The 17,977-nt window shown below is 61.3% G+C and carries 15 protein-coding genes; 8 read left to right on the top strand and 7 right to left on the bottom strand.

Features of this window, described 5'->3' with window-relative positions:
• Window positions 1-1,500 carry a sodium:solute symporter family protein gene (locus SSPSH_RS11800; RefSeq protein WP_006914898.1) on the top strand — a complete coding sequence of 500 codons (1,500 nt, stop codon included), beginning with the start codon at window positions 1-3 and terminating at the stop codon, window positions 1,498-1,500.
• Between the two features lie 33 nt (window positions 1,501-1,533).
• Here SSPSH_RS11800 and SSPSH_RS11795 read toward each other — a convergent pair whose 3' ends face one another.
• Together SSPSH_RS11795 and SSPSH_RS11790 are read right to left on the bottom strand one after the other, a co-directional pair.
• Complete coding sequence (locus tag SSPSH_RS11795) at window positions 1,534-3,072, bottom strand: GGDEF domain-containing protein (RefSeq protein ID WP_006914899.1); 1,539 nt, start codon at window positions 3,070-3,072, stop codon at window positions 1,534-1,536.
• 52 nt (window positions 3,073-3,124) lie between these two features.
• Complete coding sequence (locus SSPSH_RS11790; RefSeq protein ID WP_006914900.1) at window positions 3,125-4,012, bottom strand: ketopantoate reductase family protein; 888 nt, start codon at window positions 4,010-4,012, stop codon at window positions 3,125-3,127.
• A 287-nt stretch (window positions 4,013-4,299) separates the two neighbouring features.
• Between SSPSH_RS11790 and SSPSH_RS19235 the strand changes: the two genes are divergently transcribed.
• From SSPSH_RS19235 to SSPSH_RS11775, 3 genes are all read left to right on the top strand, one after another.
• Entirely contained in the window at window positions 4,300-5,067 is a 768-nt protein-coding gene (locus SSPSH_RS19235) for a poly(ethylene terephthalate) hydrolase family protein (RefSeq protein WP_021031736.1), read from the top strand.
• A complete protein-coding gene (locus SSPSH_RS19230) occupies window positions 5,064-6,086 on the top strand; it encodes a hypothetical protein (protein WP_021031735.1) in 1,023 nt (340 codons plus the stop codon). Before SSPSH_RS19235 ends, SSPSH_RS19230 begins: the two co-directional genes overlap by 4 nt.
• 122 nt (window positions 6,087-6,208) lie before the next feature.
• The gene (locus tag SSPSH_RS11775) at window positions 6,209-6,865 is read left to right on the top strand and encodes a hypothetical protein (protein WP_040608071.1); all 657 of its coding nucleotides are present in this window, start codon (window positions 6,209-6,211) and stop codon (window positions 6,863-6,865) included.
• Between the two features lie 38 nt (window positions 6,866-6,903).
• Here the strand turns inward: SSPSH_RS11775 and SSPSH_RS11770 are convergent, their stop codons facing one another.
• The 3 genes from SSPSH_RS11770 to SSPSH_RS11760 form a co-directional block, all read right to left on the bottom strand.
• Window positions 6,904-7,701: an SHOCT domain-containing protein gene (locus tag SSPSH_RS11770; protein ID WP_006914903.1), complete on the bottom strand. Its 798-nt coding sequence runs from the start codon at window positions 7,699-7,701 to the stop codon at window positions 6,904-6,906.
• 96 nt (window positions 7,702-7,797) lie between these two features.
• Complete coding sequence (locus tag SSPSH_RS17990; RefSeq protein ID WP_006914904.1) at window positions 7,798-8,691, bottom strand: alpha/beta fold hydrolase; 894 nt, start codon at window positions 8,689-8,691, stop codon at window positions 7,798-7,800.
• Window positions 8,692-8,755: 64 nt separating this feature from the next.
• Complete coding sequence (locus tag SSPSH_RS11760; RefSeq protein WP_040608067.1) at window positions 8,756-9,196, bottom strand: DUF3465 domain-containing protein; 441 nt, start codon at window positions 9,194-9,196, stop codon at window positions 8,756-8,758.
• Window positions 9,197-9,327: 131 nt separating this feature from the next.
• Here SSPSH_RS11760 and SSPSH_RS11755 point away from each other — a divergent pair, with 131 nt between their 5' ends.
• Window positions 9,328-10,863 carry a right-handed parallel beta-helix repeat-containing protein gene (locus tag SSPSH_RS11755; protein ID WP_021031734.1) on the top strand — a complete coding sequence of 512 codons (1,536 nt, stop codon included), beginning with the start codon at window positions 9,328-9,330 and terminating at the stop codon, window positions 10,861-10,863.
• A gap of 56 nt (window positions 10,864-10,919) precedes the next feature.
• Here SSPSH_RS11755 and SSPSH_RS11750 read toward each other — a convergent pair whose 3' ends face one another.
• Complete coding sequence (locus SSPSH_RS11750; RefSeq protein ID WP_021031733.1) at window positions 10,920-13,652, bottom strand: hypothetical protein; 2,733 nt, start codon at window positions 13,650-13,652, stop codon at window positions 10,920-10,922.
• A gap of 189 nt (window positions 13,653-13,841) precedes the next feature.
• Between SSPSH_RS11750 and SSPSH_RS11745 the strand changes: the two genes are divergently transcribed.
• The gene (locus SSPSH_RS11745) at window positions 13,842-14,201 is read left to right on the top strand and encodes a cupredoxin domain-containing protein (RefSeq protein ID WP_152522803.1); all 360 of its coding nucleotides are present in this window, start codon (window positions 13,842-13,844) and stop codon (window positions 14,199-14,201) included.
• A gap of 56 nt (window positions 14,202-14,257) precedes the next feature.
• On the top strand, window positions 14,258-15,691 hold the full coding sequence (locus tag SSPSH_RS11740; protein ID WP_006914909.1) for a hypothetical protein: 1,434 nt from the start codon (window positions 14,258-14,260) through the stop codon (window positions 15,689-15,691).
• Window positions 15,692-15,712: 21 nt separating this feature from the next.
• Here the strand turns inward: SSPSH_RS11740 and SSPSH_RS11735 are convergent, their stop codons facing one another.
• Window positions 15,713-16,930: a saccharopine dehydrogenase family protein gene (locus SSPSH_RS11735; protein ID WP_006914910.1), complete on the bottom strand. Its 1,218-nt coding sequence runs from the start codon at window positions 16,928-16,930 to the stop codon at window positions 15,713-15,715.
• Window positions 16,931-17,060: 130 nt separating this feature from the next.
• Here SSPSH_RS11735 and ubiE point away from each other — a divergent pair, with 130 nt between their 5' ends.
• On the top strand, window positions 17,061-17,864 hold the full coding sequence (gene ubiE, locus SSPSH_RS11730) for a bifunctional demethylmenaquinone methyltransferase/2-methoxy-6-polyprenyl-1,4-benzoquinol methylase UbiE (protein WP_006914911.1): 804 nt from the start codon (window positions 17,061-17,063) through the stop codon (window positions 17,862-17,864).
• Window positions 17,865-17,977: the final 113 nt, after the last annotated feature.

Here is a 17,977-nt window from a genome sequence, read left to right as displayed (position 1 = left end):
ATGGAGTCTGTAGAACTCGCATTCGGCGGCACTTCCGGCATCGTGGTCCTGCTGGCCTACGGCGGGCTCATGCTCGCGGTCGGCCTGATCACGTTCCTGCGCAACCGCAATATCCACGAAAGCCTGGACGAGTATTATCTCGGTGGCCGCGGGTTGGGCGTGATGGTGCTGTTCTTCACCTTCTTCGCGACCCAGTATTCCGGCAATACCGTGGTCGGTTATCCGCCCACGGCGTATCGCATCGGCTATCAGTATCTGGTGTCGGTGCCGTTCTTCATCATGATCATCGCGGTGTATCTGTTCTTTGCGCCGCGGCTGTACGCCATGGGGCGGCGTTTTTCGCTGCTCACGCCGGTGGACTGGATCGATATCCGCTTCAAGTCCAAGGCGGTCACGATTCTAGCCGCCACGCTCATGCTCTATGCCCTGGGCAACTACCTGCTCGAACAGTTCGTGGCTATCGGCCAGGGTGTATCGGGGCTGACTGGCGGTACCATCCCGTATCAGGTCGGAGTCGTGTTTTTTATCGTGATCATGGTCGCCTACAGCTGGCTGGGCGGTATGCGTTCGGTGGCCTATACCGACACGATCCAGGGTATCGCCTTGTTGTTCGGCGTATTCATGCTGCTGATCGGTTCGCTGATCTATTTCGGCGGCCCGTCCGCTGCGGCCGAAGTGATGCGCAGCGAGGCACCCGAGAAACTCGGCGCGCCGGATGCCGGCGGCATCGCGAACTGGTTCAGCCTGCTGGCAATCGTGGGTATCGGTGCCGCGGTCTATCCGCATGCGGTGCAACGTATCTTCTCGGCCCGCAGCGAGGCCACGCTCAAGCGCTCATTCATTCGCATGGCCTATATGCCATTCATTACCGCGGGTGTGGTGTTTCTGGTCGGCATTATCGGTATTGCAGCCTTCCCGGGGCTGACCACGGGTGAGTCCGAACAGCTGGTTGGGCGTATCGCCAATGCGCTCGCGCTCGAACATCCGGTGTTCTACTGGGCCATGATCCTGCTGTTCGGCGGCGTGATCGCCGCGATCGTATCCACAGCGGATTCGGTGCTGCTGACGTTTTCCTCGATCGTGTCGAATGATCTGTACGGGCGCTATGTCGATCCGCAGGCCGACGAGCACCGCAAGATCCTCATCGGCAAGCTCGTGGGGCTGGTCGCTGTCGTCGTGCTGGTGATTCTTGCCTGGTATCCGCCGTCCACGCTCTATCAAATCTTCGTGCTCAAGTTCGAGCTGCTCATCCAGGCGGCACCGGCGCTGATGCTGGGTTTGTACTGGACGCGATTGAATACGCGCGCGGTGTTCATCGGCATGCTCGCCGGTACGCTGTTGGCATCGGCCATGACCTTTTCCGGCCTGCGGCCCTTTGGCGTGTTCAGCGGACTCTGGGGGCTATTGCTCAATACCGCTGTATGCGTGATCGGAAGTCTGCTCTTCGGTGTCAGCCGCGCCGAGCGCAAACACGCCGAGACAGTGATCGGCGAATATTAGTAACCCGGCGCCCTGGCCGGGTTGGTAGCCTGCTTATAGGGGTCTATCGATCCGGCCCTCGGTACTGGATTTTACCGCAACGTCTGCCAAAACGACGCGATTCCGGCCGCCTTGCTTGGCCTCGTAGAGCGCGTGATCCGAGGCTTGCATAAGCTCATTGGGAGAATGAATGCCTTGGCCCGGGAAGGTTGCGATGCCGGCTGATAGCGTCACCGTTAGCGTGTTGCCATCCTCCAGTTTGTGTTCCAGAGCCGAGATACCGTCGCAGATGCGTACCAGTATCTTTTGGGCACCGGTCGTGTCGATGCCGGGCAGCAGCAGCACGAACTCTTCACCGCCATAGCGCGCGAACAGATCGTCCGCACGCAACTGGTCATGGATCCTCTTGGCAATCGCGGCCAGGATTTTGTCGCCGATCGGGTGACCGTAGCGATCGTTGATCTCCTTGAAATGATCGAGATCGAGATAGGCCAGGCTCAACGGATAGGCTTCGGCCCTGGCCTGAGCGAAAAGCTTGCTGAAGGCTTCGTCGAAATGGCGTCGGTTGAAGATGCCGGTGAGTGCGTCCTGACGGGCGATATAGTCGAGTCGGTGGGCCTGCTGGCGAAACTCCTGTTCGCGTTCCTGTAATTCGGTGGCCGATCGCAACAACTGAAGATTGCGCGTGGCCAGCAGTTCGCGGGCCTGATCGGTCAGGCCCAGCGCCTGCGGCGGTGACAGAACGGTCATCTCGAACAGCGATTCGACCTCGGGCAGGGTTTCGGCCATGCGGGTGAGCACGTCGCTGAGCGCATCGGGACCCATATTCAAACAGGACCGTGCGGTCTGGACGGCCGCTGCGGTCGCGGATTGGGTGTCTTCGACGAGATAGATTTCGGCAATACGGCCGGATACGGCCACACAGCCGACGAAGCTTTCCAGGCCTTCAGGCACCTCGATACGGGAAAGATCGTCGCTGCCGCGCGTAGCCAGCACGAGATAATCCGGCAGCCCCCATTCCTCCATCAGCCAAGCGCCGGCTTCGCAATGATCGGTGCCCACCAGTTCGCGCTCGTAAACCGGCAACGGGTCGTGGTTGTGCACGATATGCTTGAGCTGGCCGTACGTTTCAGGCATCGCAGCGTCGAGCGCGAGCATGCCGAGATCCTGCAAGAGGCCGGCGAGGAACAGCTCTTCGGGTACATGAATATCCTGATGCTCGCCCAGAAGGCGTGCAGCCAGCGCCGACAGCAGCGCACGGCGCCAGTAGCGATCGAGATCGATGCCGTGGGCGGGCGCATCGCGTAGCCATGTACTCAGCGAGAAGCTTAGCGCCACGCTCACCGTGGCGTTCAAGCCGAGCACGGTGATTGCCTGGTGTAGATTGCGAGCCTGACGGCCGCGCATGTAGAGCGGCGAATTGGCCATGCGCAGCGTTTTGGTCGCGAGCGCCGGGTCCTTGGATAGAAGCCGCGCGACTTCGGCCAGGTCGATATCCGGATTCCGCCCGATCTGGATAATACGCAGTGCCACGCTCGAAATAGTCGGCAGCGTTGGACACAGGCGCAGCTGGTTTTCGATTGTCTTGTTCATATGCGTTTAACGCGAACCCGGTTATTCGATATCGGCGGCTCAACGAGATACTTTATTCGCCGCTCCCACGCGTAGGCGCGAGTGCGCGAACGCGTTCGACCAGTGTTCTGTTGACGGTCATATCCAGGCCAAGGCGCGTGCCTTGTTCGACCAGCCAGCCGTTGATGGCATCGATTTCGGTCACGGCGCCATGCTGCATATCGGCACGCATTGATGAGGTATTAGCGGCGGTCGCTTGGACCACTGTTTCGACCGCGGCCAGCGAGCTCGCCTTCCAGTCTTCGTCGAGCGCTGCGAGTACCTGATCGGTCTCGGCGACGATGGCGCGCATCTGTGCATACAGCTGTGCATCGTCGAGCAGGGCACCGTTGGGCACATCGTGGAGAGCGGTGAGGGCGTTGATCGCAGCGTTAGCGACGAGCTTGCGCCATTGCGCGGTCCGGATATCACGTTCCCAGACGAGGCCGGGCCAGCATCGCGCGAGTTCGTCGAACCATGCCGGCTTCGTATTGCCATCGCCCATCCAGGTCTGATTTTCGGCGACGACACGATGTACGTTTCGCGTTCCGTTGACTGCGTTCGTGGTGACCGTTTCGATCAATCGCGCGCCATCCGGTAACAAGCCGTCGAGACTTCCGATCCCGTTTTGCAGACGTAGAACCGTCGCATTGGGTCCAAGGTCGAGCCGGGTCAGCGCGGCCGGCGTGTACGGCGTCTTGCAGGCCACGATCAGGTATTCAATAGGCCTATCGCAGGTCGACGGCGTACGCACAGGCAGCGTTAAACGTCGTGTGCTGGCGTCGCTTGCGAATTGCAGCGTGGCGTCGATCGCTGCGCCGGCCTCGTTGCGCAGCACCGACACGTCATGCCCGGCGCGGGTCAGGTAGTAGGCCGCGAGGGTACCGATATGCCCGGCGCCGGTTAGAAACCAGTGGGGCATCGTTTGCGTGCTTGTCGTCACTACAAGGCGATGAGAAGAGCGATAAAACGATTGTGAAAGCGTTATGCCGTCGGATGAAAGCCACGGGCGCGTAAAACGCGACTCGACGCATATACGTGTCGCCGGGTGCAAAACACTTGTGCTGTGAATGCGATAATTGCTCGCAGGTACCTTGCAACGATACATCGGTCTGTCCCGCTTTTGCGCTGGGGGCACGGAAATTCGTTTCGTGCAGCGCTTCCAGCGGGTGCAGAACCAACTTCTTGTATCTTTTTGGGGACCCAAACATGAAAAACACCTGGCCTCGTACGGCCGGCCGTTGGTGCGGCTTGTGCGCGCTCGTATTGCTGCTTGGATTGACCGGTTGTAACGATTCTTCCGACGACGATAGCGTTACCGATTCGCCCAGCGCTGACCGCACCACGCCCGATCCCGTTTCTACCGAGGTGGCAGCCGATCCGTCCGAACCGGGCGCGTTCGAAGTCGTCGAGAACGAGTACAACTTCGGTCGCATGAACGTCATGGACTGGAAAAACGGCGATTCCTACGGCTCGGATATCCACGGCTATATTCAGTATCCGCAGGATGCGGCCGGGCCGTTTCCGGTGCTTTTGTTCCTGCACGGCCGTCACGGCACCTGCTACGACGGCTGGGGCATCGATGACGATGACTGCCAGAACCCGATTCCGAGCTTTCGTGGTTATGAATACATTTCCCGCAATCTCGCTTCCCACGGCTATGCGGTGATTTCGATCGACGCCAACGACATCAACGACAACGACTCCGGTCCCAGCAATGGTGATTCCGGCAGTCTGGCGCGTGCTCAGCTGGTGGTGCGGCATCTCGACGAGTTCCGCAATATCAATCAAATGGGCGGGCAAGGGCTATCCGATCTGATGGGCAAGCTCGACATGAGCGAAATCGGCATCATGGGCCATTCGCGCGGCGGTGAAGGCGTGAACATGACCGTGCGTTACAACCGCGAACAGCTCAATCCGCACAACATCACGGCGGTCTATCGCTCGCGCCCACCGACTACAACACCCAGGGCGTGAACAACGTCACGCTTGCCTCGGTAGCCGGCTATTGCGACGGCGACGTCGAAGACATGATGGGCAATTTTGCTTACGACACCAGTCGCTACGCCTTGGCCAGCGATCCCTATCCGAAGTTTCAGCTCATTCCGATGGGCGCGAATCACAATTACTTCAATACGGTCTGGGCCACCGACACGCGGCCGGACGACTGGACCATTATCGACCGCGCAAGCGACGACTCGTGGTGTGGTGAGAACGCCGAAGGCAACGGCCGCGATACGCCGGAACTGCAGCAGGCACACGGCCTGTTCTTCATTGCCTCGTTCTTTCGCTACTTTATCGGCCATGAACAGGAATTCGGTGCACTCTGGTCCGGCCAGGCGCCAGTGCCTTCGAGCATTTGCCCGGAGGGCGAGGAGTCCTGTGACGATCGCTACCTGCTCAGCGTCATGGCACCGGCCAGCGATCGACTGGTCATTGACGACACGCTCGATCCGGCCAGCCTGACCATCAACAACCTCGGCGGTTCGAGCTATTTCTATAACTTCTCGAGCTTCGGCAGCTGTCAGACCAATGGCCGACCCGGCGAAGGCTGTGCGGTTGCCGTGCCGACGTTCAACATCGCCGAAATGCTGTACATGTCGTGGGATATCGCCGCGACCTATCGCACCCAGCTCCTGGATACGGATGTTACCCCGTATCAGGTGGTGTCCATGCGTGTGGGCATTTCACACGGTGACGCGGACAACGAAGACGGTCAGGACTTCGATATCGTGCTCGAAGACATGGAGGGCAATCGTGCGAGTGTGACCGCCAGTGAGTACAGCGACGCGCTGTTCTACCCGCCGGGTGGCGACTTCTATGACGACACGAACCGCGGCTCGCAGAAGACCACGCTCAACGCGGTCGATATTCCGTTGACCGCCTTTGAAGGCATCGACTTCCAGCATCTCAAGGCGTTAGAGATCGATTTCAATCGGTCCCAGGCGGGCGCGATCCAGCTCACCGATCTGGTCTTTCAGCGCGTCGACGCATAGAGGGCATATCGGCCGTGACGACGGCTCCTCTTTGGAGCCCTCGTCTTTTGGGTGGCGCGAACCGCAACCCGACATCTTTTGCGACAATGCTGCGCACTGGTTTGGTGTCGCAGAACGCATTCATGAGCGATCGTTACCCGGCCCTCGTCGCTGCCTTGCTCGAACGCCACGGAACGACTTTCGCCGACGAACTCGGCGTGAATATCGAACGCAACACACCTTCGCCGTTGTTTCGGCTGCTGTGTCTGGCCATGCTGACCAGCGCCCCGGTTCAGGCTGATGTCGCCATGCGTGCCGCGCGTGCGATGGCCGACGCGGGCTGGACGACGCCGAAAAAGCTGGCTGACAGCACATGGTCGCAGCGCGTGAAGGCGCTCAACGGCGCTGGCTATGCCCGTGTCGATGAAAAGACGTCAACCCAGCTCAAGGATTTCAACGATACACTGTTATCGGAATACGGCGGGGATCTGCGCCGGCTGCGCGAGGCCGCGGACGGCGATACCGATGCAGCAATCAAAAAGCTCATGGCCTTCAAGGGTATCGGCAAGGTCGGCGCCTCGATCTTCCTACGCGAAGTACAGGCGGCCTGGCCCGAGTTCTATCCGTTCGCGGACAAGGCCACTTTGAAAGCTGCCAGTACACTTGGCCTGGGCGAGGATGCCGAATCGCTGTCCAGACAGGTGTCGCAATCAGACTTCGTGCGCCTGATCGCCGCACTTGTGCGTACTCAGCTGGCGAACGATTTCCAGGCGATTCGGGAAGCGGCCGGGCACAACTGACGCGCTTTCACATCAGCGGCACGCTTGCGGCGGGGGCTTTACAGACGTGCGAGGAGTTCCTGTTTCTTGGCCGCGAATTCGTCCTCACTCAACAATCCCTTGGACTTCAGATCGCCCAGGCGCTCGATGGCGTCAAAGATGTGGGCATCGTCAGCCGCCCCGGCTTGCGTGCTGGCTTGCGGCGCACGAGATACGTGTTCGGGAGCGGCATTGCCCGATCCAAAACGCTGAACCACCGGCAAGCTGGCCAGCGCGACCGGGCCATGCTGGCTGGTGAAGCTCAGGCTCAACAGGCTGTTGCCCTGTTGCTGTGATACCCCGGTAATACGGTGGTCGCCGGTATCGTGAATGCTGATGCGATCGCCCATGCGTATCGCCAACCGTTGCGGGGCCGCGAAATACGCATAGTGCAGATCGTTCTGTTGCCCGGTCGCGTTCGGTTGGCCCAGCGCCTCGGGCCACCATGCGCCACTGCTCGGCGATCCGGCGTATTCGAACACGTTATCGTCGCCGTCAGCGCTGGACTGGGTCTGGGACTGGCGCTGGCGCGCAAACGCGGTAGGGCTGGCGCCGGGCTTGTCCACGCATTCGCCCAGGGCATGGCACAGCGCGTCCACCCGTGCCTTGAGCTCATGATTGAACGCGTCTTCGATCATCAACAGGCCACCGCGCATCCATTGGCCGGCGCCCCCGAGTTCCGGGTGGTTGAAGCTGGCCATGTTGCCATGCCCTTGTATAACCGCCTTGTTCAGAACATGCACCGCCTCGACGCTGAAACCGTAGCGCTGCGCCAGTGCTTCAAGCCGTGGTTCGCTCGTAGAGGTTGTACTCGCCATGACATTACTCCAACCGTTGGGCAATCGAGTCTATGCCGGCACTCCCAGAGCGCCTATCCGTAGCAGCGCGTAGCCTGAAAGGCGAAGGAACTATGGTCAGGCGCCTTTCATGTCGTGGTCATTCTGACCGACGAATTCTGCAATCAATGCGGCCACCTCGCGGGGGCGCTCTTCCTGGACGAAATGTGCCGCATCGAGCGTTTCGAGGCGGATATCGTCGAATACATCGTCGAGATGGCGGGTGAACGGCTCAATGATGACCGGGTCGTGCTGACCGTAGATATAAAGCCCTGGCATGGCGAAACGCGTGCCGGCGATCTCGGCCCAGCGGGCCGTATCGGGCTTGTAGCAGCGATAGTAGGCAGCGCCGGTTGCCGGCGTATGCGCAATGGCATAACAGCGGACATATTCCTCGAACGCGGCGGCAGGAAACGCTTCACGCGTCCAGGTTTTCAGGAAATGGCCCAGCCAGACCTCCTCGTTGCCCGGGATCATGGCCTCGGGAAGATGCGGCTCGGTCTGGAAGAACTGGTACCAGAACGAGCGCCCGCCCGAGTTGCGTAACTGTGCCTGGGCCGCGGCATTGCCCCGTGCGTTGGTGATGACATGAATATTGAGAATCACCAGTCGGTGTACCCGCTCGGGCGCGGCAAGCGCCATTTCCTGGGCGACGGCGCCGCCCCAGTCGTGGCCGACCAGATTGAATGTCTCCACACCGAGCGTATCGAGCAGGCCGAGCATGTCGGCGGCGAGTGCCTGTTTGGTGTACGCCGCGTCGTCGAGCGTGCGCTCGGAATCACCGAGGCCACGTAGGTCCGGCATGATCAATCGGTAGTGGTCGGGCAGGTGTGCGGCTACGCCTTGCCAGCAATAGCTGCTTTCCGGCCAGCCGTGCACCATAACGATCACCGGGCCGGTCTCGGCGCCGGCGAGGCGTACGTTAAAACGCCCGCGCTCGGTTTTGATCATCCGGGTTTCCGTCGCTGCCATGCAGGCTCCTTCTTGTAATGATTTGCCTGCGAGCTTACGCGAAGACGATTGCGTCGTTGTTGTGTCAGTCGTAGCGTTGGCCGCGATACTCGAGCCAGCCGCCGGCATGCCGGCCTTGCGGGTCATGGTGGGTCCAGTGCACGACGCCGCCTTTGGCGTTCCATTCGTATATGCCGTTAAAGCGCACGCGATCGCCACGGTCGAGTTGCGGCAGGCGCGGCGCGATATCGATGTTGTGGGCGATCAAGATCGTTTGGCCGCTCGAAAGCCGCAGAATGAAACGCTGGTGTTGGCTGCCACGAGTATCGTCGGCAAGGATCGATTGCACCTCGCCTTCGCCGGCGACTGCGACGTTGTCGGCCTGGTTGCGAAAGGCGCGGGCGATCGCATCCGGTGCGCGGCGCGACTGTTCGATCGCAGGGCCGGGTTGCGTATCGTCTAACAGACGTTCGCCGCCCACGATCAGTACGAGCGCAATGGCGATTGGAAGCAGGAAACGTTTCATATCGACTCGTGCGGCCGTCGCGTCGGTAAAGCACTGCGCCGGCCGGTCGATAGGAACAGTCACGACGCGTTGTAGCGCAGCATCCGGATTATGCACCGCGTCGTTTTCGTTCACCATGCGATGCGTATGCCATGCAGACCGAGTCCCGTTACAACCCTCGCACGCCCGGCCTGATGCGCCTGGCCCTGAAAGCCGTGGCTGCCAGCGTGCTGTGTCTGTGCATTACCGCGGCCAGCCATGCGGCGGAATACTATGTGGCGCCGCACGGCAACAACGACAACGCCGGTAGCCAGCGGGCGCCGTGGCGAAGTATCGAGTTTGCGCTGCGCCATGCTCATGCAGGCGATACGGTCTATCTGCGCGCAGGCCGCTATCGCGAAGCGGTACGCATGCCGCGCTCGGGGTCGCGCGAAAACGGCATGATCACCTTGCGCAACTATCCGTTTGAAACGGCGGTTATCGACGGCAGCGGCCTGCGTGTGGCCCACGGCGAGCAGGGGTTGATTACCGTTGCCGATCGCAGCTATGTACGCATACAGGGGCTGCAGATCGCCAATTTTCATTCCGATGACGAATCGGTGCCGATGGGCATCTTCGTGACCGGCGCGGGCGCGCATATCGAGTTGATCGACAACCACATCAGCGCGATCGAAACGCGCAAGAGTGGCTGCGACGGCAATGCCCTGGGTATCGCGGTCTATGGCCGGCGTTCAGACGCGCCGCTGCGCGATATTCGTATCGCGGGCAATGAAGTCACCCGGCTCAAGACCGGCTGCAGCGAGTCGATTTCGATCAACGGCAACGTGACTGACTTCGAAGTCGTCGGCAACGCCGTGCACGACAACAACAATATCGGTATCGACGTGATTGGCCATGAAGGCATGGCGCGCGATCCCGCCGTCGATATCGCGCGCAATGGCGTCATCGCCGACAACACCGTCTACAACATCACCTCCAGCGCCAACAGTGCCTACCCGGACGGCGAAATGGCGGCGGGCGGCATTTATGTCGACGGCGGCCGGGATATCGTGATCGAGCGCAATCGAGTGTTCGCCAACGACATCGGTATCGAGCTGGCCAGCGAGCATGGCGGGCATGCGACACGCGACGTGGTGGTGCGCAACAACCTCATCTACAACAATCGCAGCGTCGGTTTGTCGATCGGGGGTTATGCGCCGGACGTAGGCGGGACCGTGGATTGCCGGATCGTCCACAACACCTTTTACAAGAATGACACCGCCATGAGTTGGGGTGGCGAGGTGGTCATCCAATACAACGCACGCGACAACGTGTTCGAGAACAACATCGTCTATGCCAACGCCCAGGCCGTATTCATCAACTACTACGTCGACTCCACCACGCAGCCGCTGAGCAGCGATCGCAATCTTTTCTATACCGAAGCCGGCCGTTATGCCGGCCAGTGGCAATGGCGCGCCAAGCACTACGACGACATGGGTGGGTACGCGCGTGTATCGGGTAACGATCGCGAATCGCTGTTTGGCCATCCGCGCATCGCGTCGGCGCGCTATGTGCCGGATTTCGCCCTGCGCCAACAAACAGGTCCGCTCGTCGTGCCACGCGGGCGCAACGAACGTGCCCTGCGCGATACCGGCTATAACGGCAGGCGCGCCGATACGACCGACTTCGGCGCCTACGAATATTATTGACTGAGCTTTCGCTGCCGGGCGCCGGTATGCCGCAAGTGTCGCGCAGTTGATACGGCCTACGGCCGTGCCAGTGTGGACGGGATGAGCGAGGGTTTGGGCGCTGCGCGCAGGACGCCTTCTGGAATCTTGAAGCCGTTCGTGTTGATCGCGGCACTCGATTCCAGCGAACGCTCCCAGGTGCGCAAGAAATGTTCGGCCGAGTCGAACAGGTTGCGCATCTGTTCGGCGTTACCTTCCTGGCGAACTTCTTCGACCATGCCGCTGAGCATGCCGTAGTGGGCGCTGCCGTCGATATCCAGTGACCAGGTGCGGCCGTTGCCGTCCGGTGCGCGCGTTCGTGGCTGTTCGAACACCACGCCGGCAATATTGTCGAAATCGTCGATTTCGTCGAAGACCTTGCCGGAGAAGAGGGTATAGGGGTAGCGAACTTCCCGGCCGCTTTCGATCGTCGCGCGCGGCGCAGCCTGTTTGGACAGGCCGTTGGTATCGGTACCGAAACCGAAGCCATAGAGCGGTTTGTCGCTATCGGCCATGTCGGCGGTCGCCGCGTCATAGATCACGCGCAGTTCTTCCATCTTCGCGAGCATATCCTGGCCGTTGTCCATGCTCGGGTAGATGAAGCCGCCACCGCGCAGCACGCGTTCGGCCTGATCGTTGGTGATGCCGCCGAACGTACCGTGGGTAGAGACCAGCGGATACACCGGCGTCTGTGCTTCGGCCAGCTCGAGGAGCTGGTTTTTCATTTCCAGTTCCATATGGTCGAAGTCGAAGATCATGCCCGCTCTCATGATCTGTTCGAATGCGTATTGCCCGATGGGTGTGAGCCAGCGCGCGTTGCATTGGTAGGTGTCCGGGTAGAAGGGCACCGTGCCGCCCGGGCGTCCGCCCTGACCGGTAAAACTGGCCAGCGGACCGATGCCGGGAATGGTCTGCAATATGATCCCGCCGTGATCGCTGAACAGATAGCCTTTGAAGTCGGCCGTATTGGCGTCGTCGGGACAGTCGTAGGTCGTCCAGAACTCGCCGGTCGGTCGCTCGGGCGGGTTGGAAAACAGGCCAGTGAGGTAGTCGCCCAGCGACAGGCCGCCGAAGGGCTGGAGGTTGATCACGCCGTCCTGATTGTTGCTGGTCGGGTCCTGAAGCTGGCTGATCGCGCCGCTGTTGATGAACGCGGTAATAGCGGCCAGATCGTCAGACGGCAGGCCACCCGTGTTTTCGCGGTTGCCTACGTTGAGAAGCAGGTCGTTGAACAGGCCGTTGCCGCCGAAGGCGTTGTCGAATTCGTGCACGGTGATGATCTGGCGCACCCCCAGTTCCTTGATCTGGGAAAGCTGGGTGGAAATTTCGTTGTCGGCCCCTGTGTCGGTCATCGCGCAGTCGTAGCTGTTTTCGAGCCCGCCTTCGCCGGTTTCCTCGAACGGTTCCTGGGTGCGCAGCGGGCTGTAGTTGAGCTTGCAATCGAACAGGTTGGAGATTTCGATGCCGAGCACCACCGCCAGCTTGCCGTCTTCGATCACATCGCGGGCCTGCTGCGGATCCAGCACGATCTGGAACCAGCCCTCGCCACGCCCGCCATACTGGGCATCGATATAGTCCTGCATCGCATACATGGTGTTGATCTGGCGCTTGGCGCTGATCATGGAATTGCAGTTGCGTAGCGGGTTGGCGCCGTTGAGATTGCGCAGCAGCTCGCACAGGGTCTGATTTTCCACCAGATCGTTGACCGCGATACGCAGGCCGGCTTTCCAGGCGCGTTCCAGCCATTTCCAGTAGATCGCCTCGTGCGTCAGCGCCGTGGCGGATGGCCAGTCCTTGAAGGTGGGCCAGCCGACTGTGTCGTGGCCGTCGAAGTCGCCGACATAGAACGCGCCGAGCACGTCGAGGCTGCCGTTCGGGCCGTGACGTTCGGCGCCGTCGCCCATGGCGTCGGTTACACCGAAACGGCTGAACGGGGCGCCCCATTCGGCGCCGCCCAGGAACTCGGTGGCACTGATATGGACATGCACATCTGCCATGCCGAGCACGCGCCCGTCGGCGGTGGTGCCCTTGAACGTCTCGCCGATCGTGTTCGATTGGGCTTCCGGGAATTCGGCGCAGTCGCTGGCCTCGCGTTTGGCGAACGTGAAACTCTGCGCGGGCGCCGAGGGGCTCGCGGTAGCCGTGGTCAGACGCCCGTTCGTATCGACGGCAAGATTTGTTTCGTCGCTATCGGCTGTGAGCGTGAAGGCTTCGTAGCCTGCTTGCGGGTCGTCGAACTCGCGATACTGATTGAGTTCGGCAATCGCAGGTTCGCGCCACAGCGGCGGCGTCGCGGGGTAGATGACCGTATCGCCTACGCCGAGCACGGACCAGATATTGGCGTCGGTTGGGGTGTCGAGCGTATTGGCCCCGGCCGGTGCCGCTGCCGACAATAAGCGGCTTTCGCTATCGAATAACAGATATTGGCCCAATGTGGCCGGCTTCATGAAGAACGGTTCACCGGCCTGTGCCGTAGCGGCGGTGGCGTGATAACCGCCCTCGTCGTTGCGTACGAGGTACGCCTGGCGTTCGTTGGCGCGGATAGCAAAACACTGGTTATTCAGCGCATAGCGATTACGGGTTACCGGCGCGCCAACGACTTCTTCGTCCTTTTCATCGCTGCCGTCGCCCGAATCGCCGTCCCCGTCGGGGTTGCCCGCCGAGCCGCCGCCGGCGCTTCCTGGGAGGTTGACCGTGCCATCGTCCGAGCAGCCGGTGAACCCGACCAGTGCCGCGATCAATATTGAGACGAGCACGACATTCGTTCGCATGACCTTCTCCCCGACACATGGTGGCGCGCAGCCCGAATGGGTCTGTGCAGTGTTTGAGCCGCGCATAGGCCAGGTTGCGGGCTGAATTTACCTTGTCTCGAATCTAGCGCGCCGCTCGTCAGCCAGCTACGGTAAAAATCTACTGTTTCGCATTTTCGAACGACTCGAGGGCTATCGATGCGGCGTTCCGTGATTTTTCTTGCTGTGAATGTCGTCGTACTCGGCGCCTTGGCCTGGTGGCTTGTGCCGGAACCCACCGATCGGCCTGATACCGGGGCCGATAGGGTCCGTGCCGCCTTCGAAGTGCAGGATGGCCGACGTGTGACAGGCCCGCCCGTGCTATCGGCGCGCAAGGGCGCTGTACTCGAGATACAGATCGCAAGCGATCGCGACGACGAACTGCACATGCACGGCTACGATCGAACGTGGCCGCTACGTGGCGGCGAAACCCGGACGGTGACGCTCGTGCTCGATCAGGCAGGACGTTTCTCAGCCGAGTTGCATCACGCGGGTATCGAATTGACGGCACTGGAAGTTCGCCCGCAGTGACGCCGTGGCGAAAGCATGCGATTCACGTTGCCTCGTGTATCGCTGGCCTCGGCTCGATGCTGCCGCTGCCGGCAGTCGCCCACTCCTTCGGGCAGGTCTATCGCCTGCCGGTACCGGTATGGCTTTATCTCTATGGCGCCTGTGCTGCGCTCGCCTTGTCGTTCGTGGTCATGGTGTTTTGCCTGACGGCCGATAGCGGTCGTGCGGCCGCGACGCCTGCGCCGAGCGGGCATCGGTTGCGAAGCGTCCAACCGCCACTGGCGCGGGGGGCGATCGGCTGGGGTGGCGCAGTGCTGGGAATCGGCATGCTCGGGCTGTGTATCGCGAGCGGCCTGTTTGGCGTGGCCGGGCCTTACGCGAACTTCAGCATGACCGCGTTCTGGATCGTGTTTCTGTTGGGAATGACCTATAGCGTGGCATTGGTCGGCGATATTCAAGTGGGGCTCAATCCCTGGCTGGGTCTGGCCGAGACGATCGGGCGTTTTTGGCAGGGCTTTCTGGTCGGCCGGTATCGGTATCCCGCGCGGCTGGGTTATACGCCGGCGCTCGGGTTTTATATGGCGCTCGTATGGCTGGAGCTGTTCGGGCCGGGCACGCCGTTCGCACTGGCGATCGCCTTGTCGATCTATACCGGGCTCAATCTAGTCGGCGTGTGGCTGACGGGGGCGCGTGACTGGTTTCGCTACGCCGAGCTGTTTAGCGTGATGTTTCGTCTGCTGGCGCTCATGGCGCCGCTCGCCTGGTCGCATTCCGGCCCTGCGCATCGCCTGCGCCCAAGGTTGCGGTCGCCTTTCGCGGTACTGCGCGAGATCCGTTTTCAGCGCGTCAGCCTGTTGCTTTTCATCCTGTTCATGCTCTCCTCCACGGCTTTCGACGGGTTGCACGAAACCCAGGCCTGGCGGCGGCTGTTCTGGGTTGAGCTGTATCCGAACGTGCTGTCGGGCTGGGTCGGCACGAATCCGGTGGCTGCTTTTCCGGTGCTGCTTCGCTGGTACGGTTACTGGCAGATTCTATGGTTGTTGGCGTCGCCGTTTATCTATCTTGCGGTGTACGTGGTGTTCGTGGCGCTGATGCGTGGCCTGGTCGGCGGCCGCCGTTCGGTCATGGCGTTGGCCTGTCGATTTGCGCCGGCGCTGCTGCCGATTGCGCTGGCCTATCACCTGAGCCACTACTACACGCTCATCCAGACGCAGGCGATCAAGATCGTGCCGTTGGCGTCCGATCCGTTCGGGTTTGGCTGGAACCTGTTCGGCACGGCCGACTGGTGGCAGCGCACGAATGTGCCCGAGCCGAGCACCGTCTGGCATGTGCAAGTCGGCGTGATCGTGCTGGGCCACATCGCTGGCGTATATATCAGTCACCTGATCGCGCTGGATGTCTTTACCACGCGTCGACACGCGGCCATAAGCCAGCTGCCGATGTTGGTCTTGATGCTGGCGTTTACCGTGGCGGGTTTATGGATACTGGCCCAGCCAATCGGTGCAAGCTGATCGGCTGGGCTTGTCTGCGGCTTAGTCGAGCAGTTCGAAACTCACACCGGCACGTTCGTGCAGGCGTTCGATCAGGTCATCGCCGAGTAGGGTGGCCGGCGTCCAGAAGCCACCTTCGGTTTCACCGCGCTGGCTCAGACAGATTGCCGCCTCGCAAAGCATTTTCGAGGTCGATCCGTAGCCCGGATCGCGATCGCCCACGACCTTGGCCTTGAGTTTTTCGCCGGCTGCGGTGGTGCCGAACAGGCGCATGTCGTAAAAACCTTTTTCCTGCGCGCTCGGGCTCGGGCCTTCGCCCGGCTCGGGCAGGACGAAACGTTGCAGCAGCGCACGCGTGGGCTTGACGGCCACGCCCATGAGAAAGCCGCCCAGGCCCGCGGTTAGCCCGTAGGCGTTGAGCCGGCCCTTGGTGCCGCGCCCGGTCATCATCGCTTCGTCGTATTTGAACTCGGCGCCGTAGGCCTGGCCCGACAAGGCGTTGCTGCGCTGAACCACGCGGGTATTGCAGCTCGCCATGATGAAGGGCGCGATCCAGCTGTTGGCATCGGCGTCGAACGATGCGCCCTTGGGATTGGGCTGACGTACGTCCGGGCGATAGCCCTCGGGGCAGATCGAATACGGGTTGGCCAGCTGTTTGCGCAGCGCCGGATTGGCGCGCACTTCCTTGGCGAAATTCACCAGGCTGGCGACGGTGCCGCCGGAGAAGGTGCCGCGCATCGCCTTTACGCGCATTTTCACGCGGGTACACGGCGCGCCGAAGCGTTCGCGCGCGTGTTTCTGTAGAAAGTGCACGCCCAGGTCCGACGGCAGGGAGTCGAAGCCACAGCAGTTGACGATACGCGCGCCGCTGGCCTGGGCCCGCGCTTCGTATTTTTCCAGCATGGCAGCGATCCAGTGCACTTCGCCGGTCAGGTCGCAGTAGTCGGTGCCGCTATCGGCACAGGTAGCCACCAGTGCTTCGCCATAGAGCGCGTAAGGGCCGACCGTCGAGATGACCACGCGCGTCTGCTTGCACATCGCTGCGAGCGAATCCGCGTCGTTGGCGTCGGCCACGATCATGGCGACTTCGGGGTTGCCGATCTCGCTGCGTACCTTGCCGAGTTTGGACTTCGAGCGCCCGGCCATCGCCCAGCGCACATCGCTGTCGTCGCCATAACGTTCGGCCAGATAGCGACAGGTCAGCTGACCCACGAAGCTTGTTGCGCCAAAAACCACGATATCGAAAGCAGGCGTATCCATAGATGAAAGCACCGATTGAACAGATCGGATTAATCTACTAGACAACTGGGATTACCCGTCATTGCCGGCGTTGCTTGGCCGCCTGCCGCGCCTCGCGTAAGCTTGCCCCAGCCTCAATTCAGGGTCCGCCATGGTCTCTCAAGACGACTCCTATGATCGCGCTGCGCGCAGCGCGGAAAATGCCCCGTCCGGCGACGATACGATCGATTTCGGCTACGAACGCGTCGCCCGCGGCGAAAAGCAGCGCCGCGTGGGCGCGGTGTTCGATTCCGTCGCCGACAACTACGATGTGATGAACGATCTGATGTCCATGGGTATCCATCGGGCATGGAAGCGTTTCACCCTTGAGCTGGCGGCTGTGCGCGAAGGCGAACAGGTGCTGGATCTGGCCGGCGGTACGGGTGATCTGGCCGCGGGCTTCGCGCGTCGGGTGGGCCCGAGTGGCCGCGTGCTGCTATCCGATATCAACGGCGCGATGCTCGCCAACGGTCGCGAACGCATGCTCGACCGCGGTGTGGCGGGAAATATCGATTACTGCCTGGCCAATGCCGAGAAACTGCCGTTTGCCGATAACAGCTTCGACTGCGTGTCGATCGGTTTCGGTCTGCGCAACGTCACCGACAAGCCGGCCGCACTCGCGGAAATGCAGCGGGTCACCCGCCCTGGTGGGCGCGCCATCGTGCTGGAGTTCTCCAAGCCGGCCGTGCCGGGGCTGGACAAGCTCTACGATATCTATTCGTTTTCGGTGCTGCCGTGGTTGGGCAAGACCGTCGCCAAGGATGAAGCCTCCTATCGCTATCTGGCTGAATCGATTCGTATGCATCCGGACCAGGCCACGCTCCAGTCGATGATGGAAACGGCGGGGCTTACTCGTTGCGGCTATCACAATCTCACCGGCGGTATCGTCGCCGTGCATCGCGGCTACGCGGCTTAGGGCCTGTTGATGGTTCGTATGAGCGCCGCGTTGGAGACCGCAAATCGTGTTCTGCAAGGCGCGAGTCGAAGTATCGTGGCCAGCCACGATCAAGACTTGCAACGCCGCAGAGC

Source organism: Salinisphaera shabanensis E1L3A (assembly GCF_000215955.2).
In the GTDB taxonomy this organism is placed as follows: domain Bacteria; phylum Pseudomonadota; class Gammaproteobacteria; order Nevskiales; family Salinisphaeraceae; genus Salinisphaera; species Salinisphaera shabanensis.
This window is presented reverse-complemented; position numbering and strand designations above follow the sequence as displayed.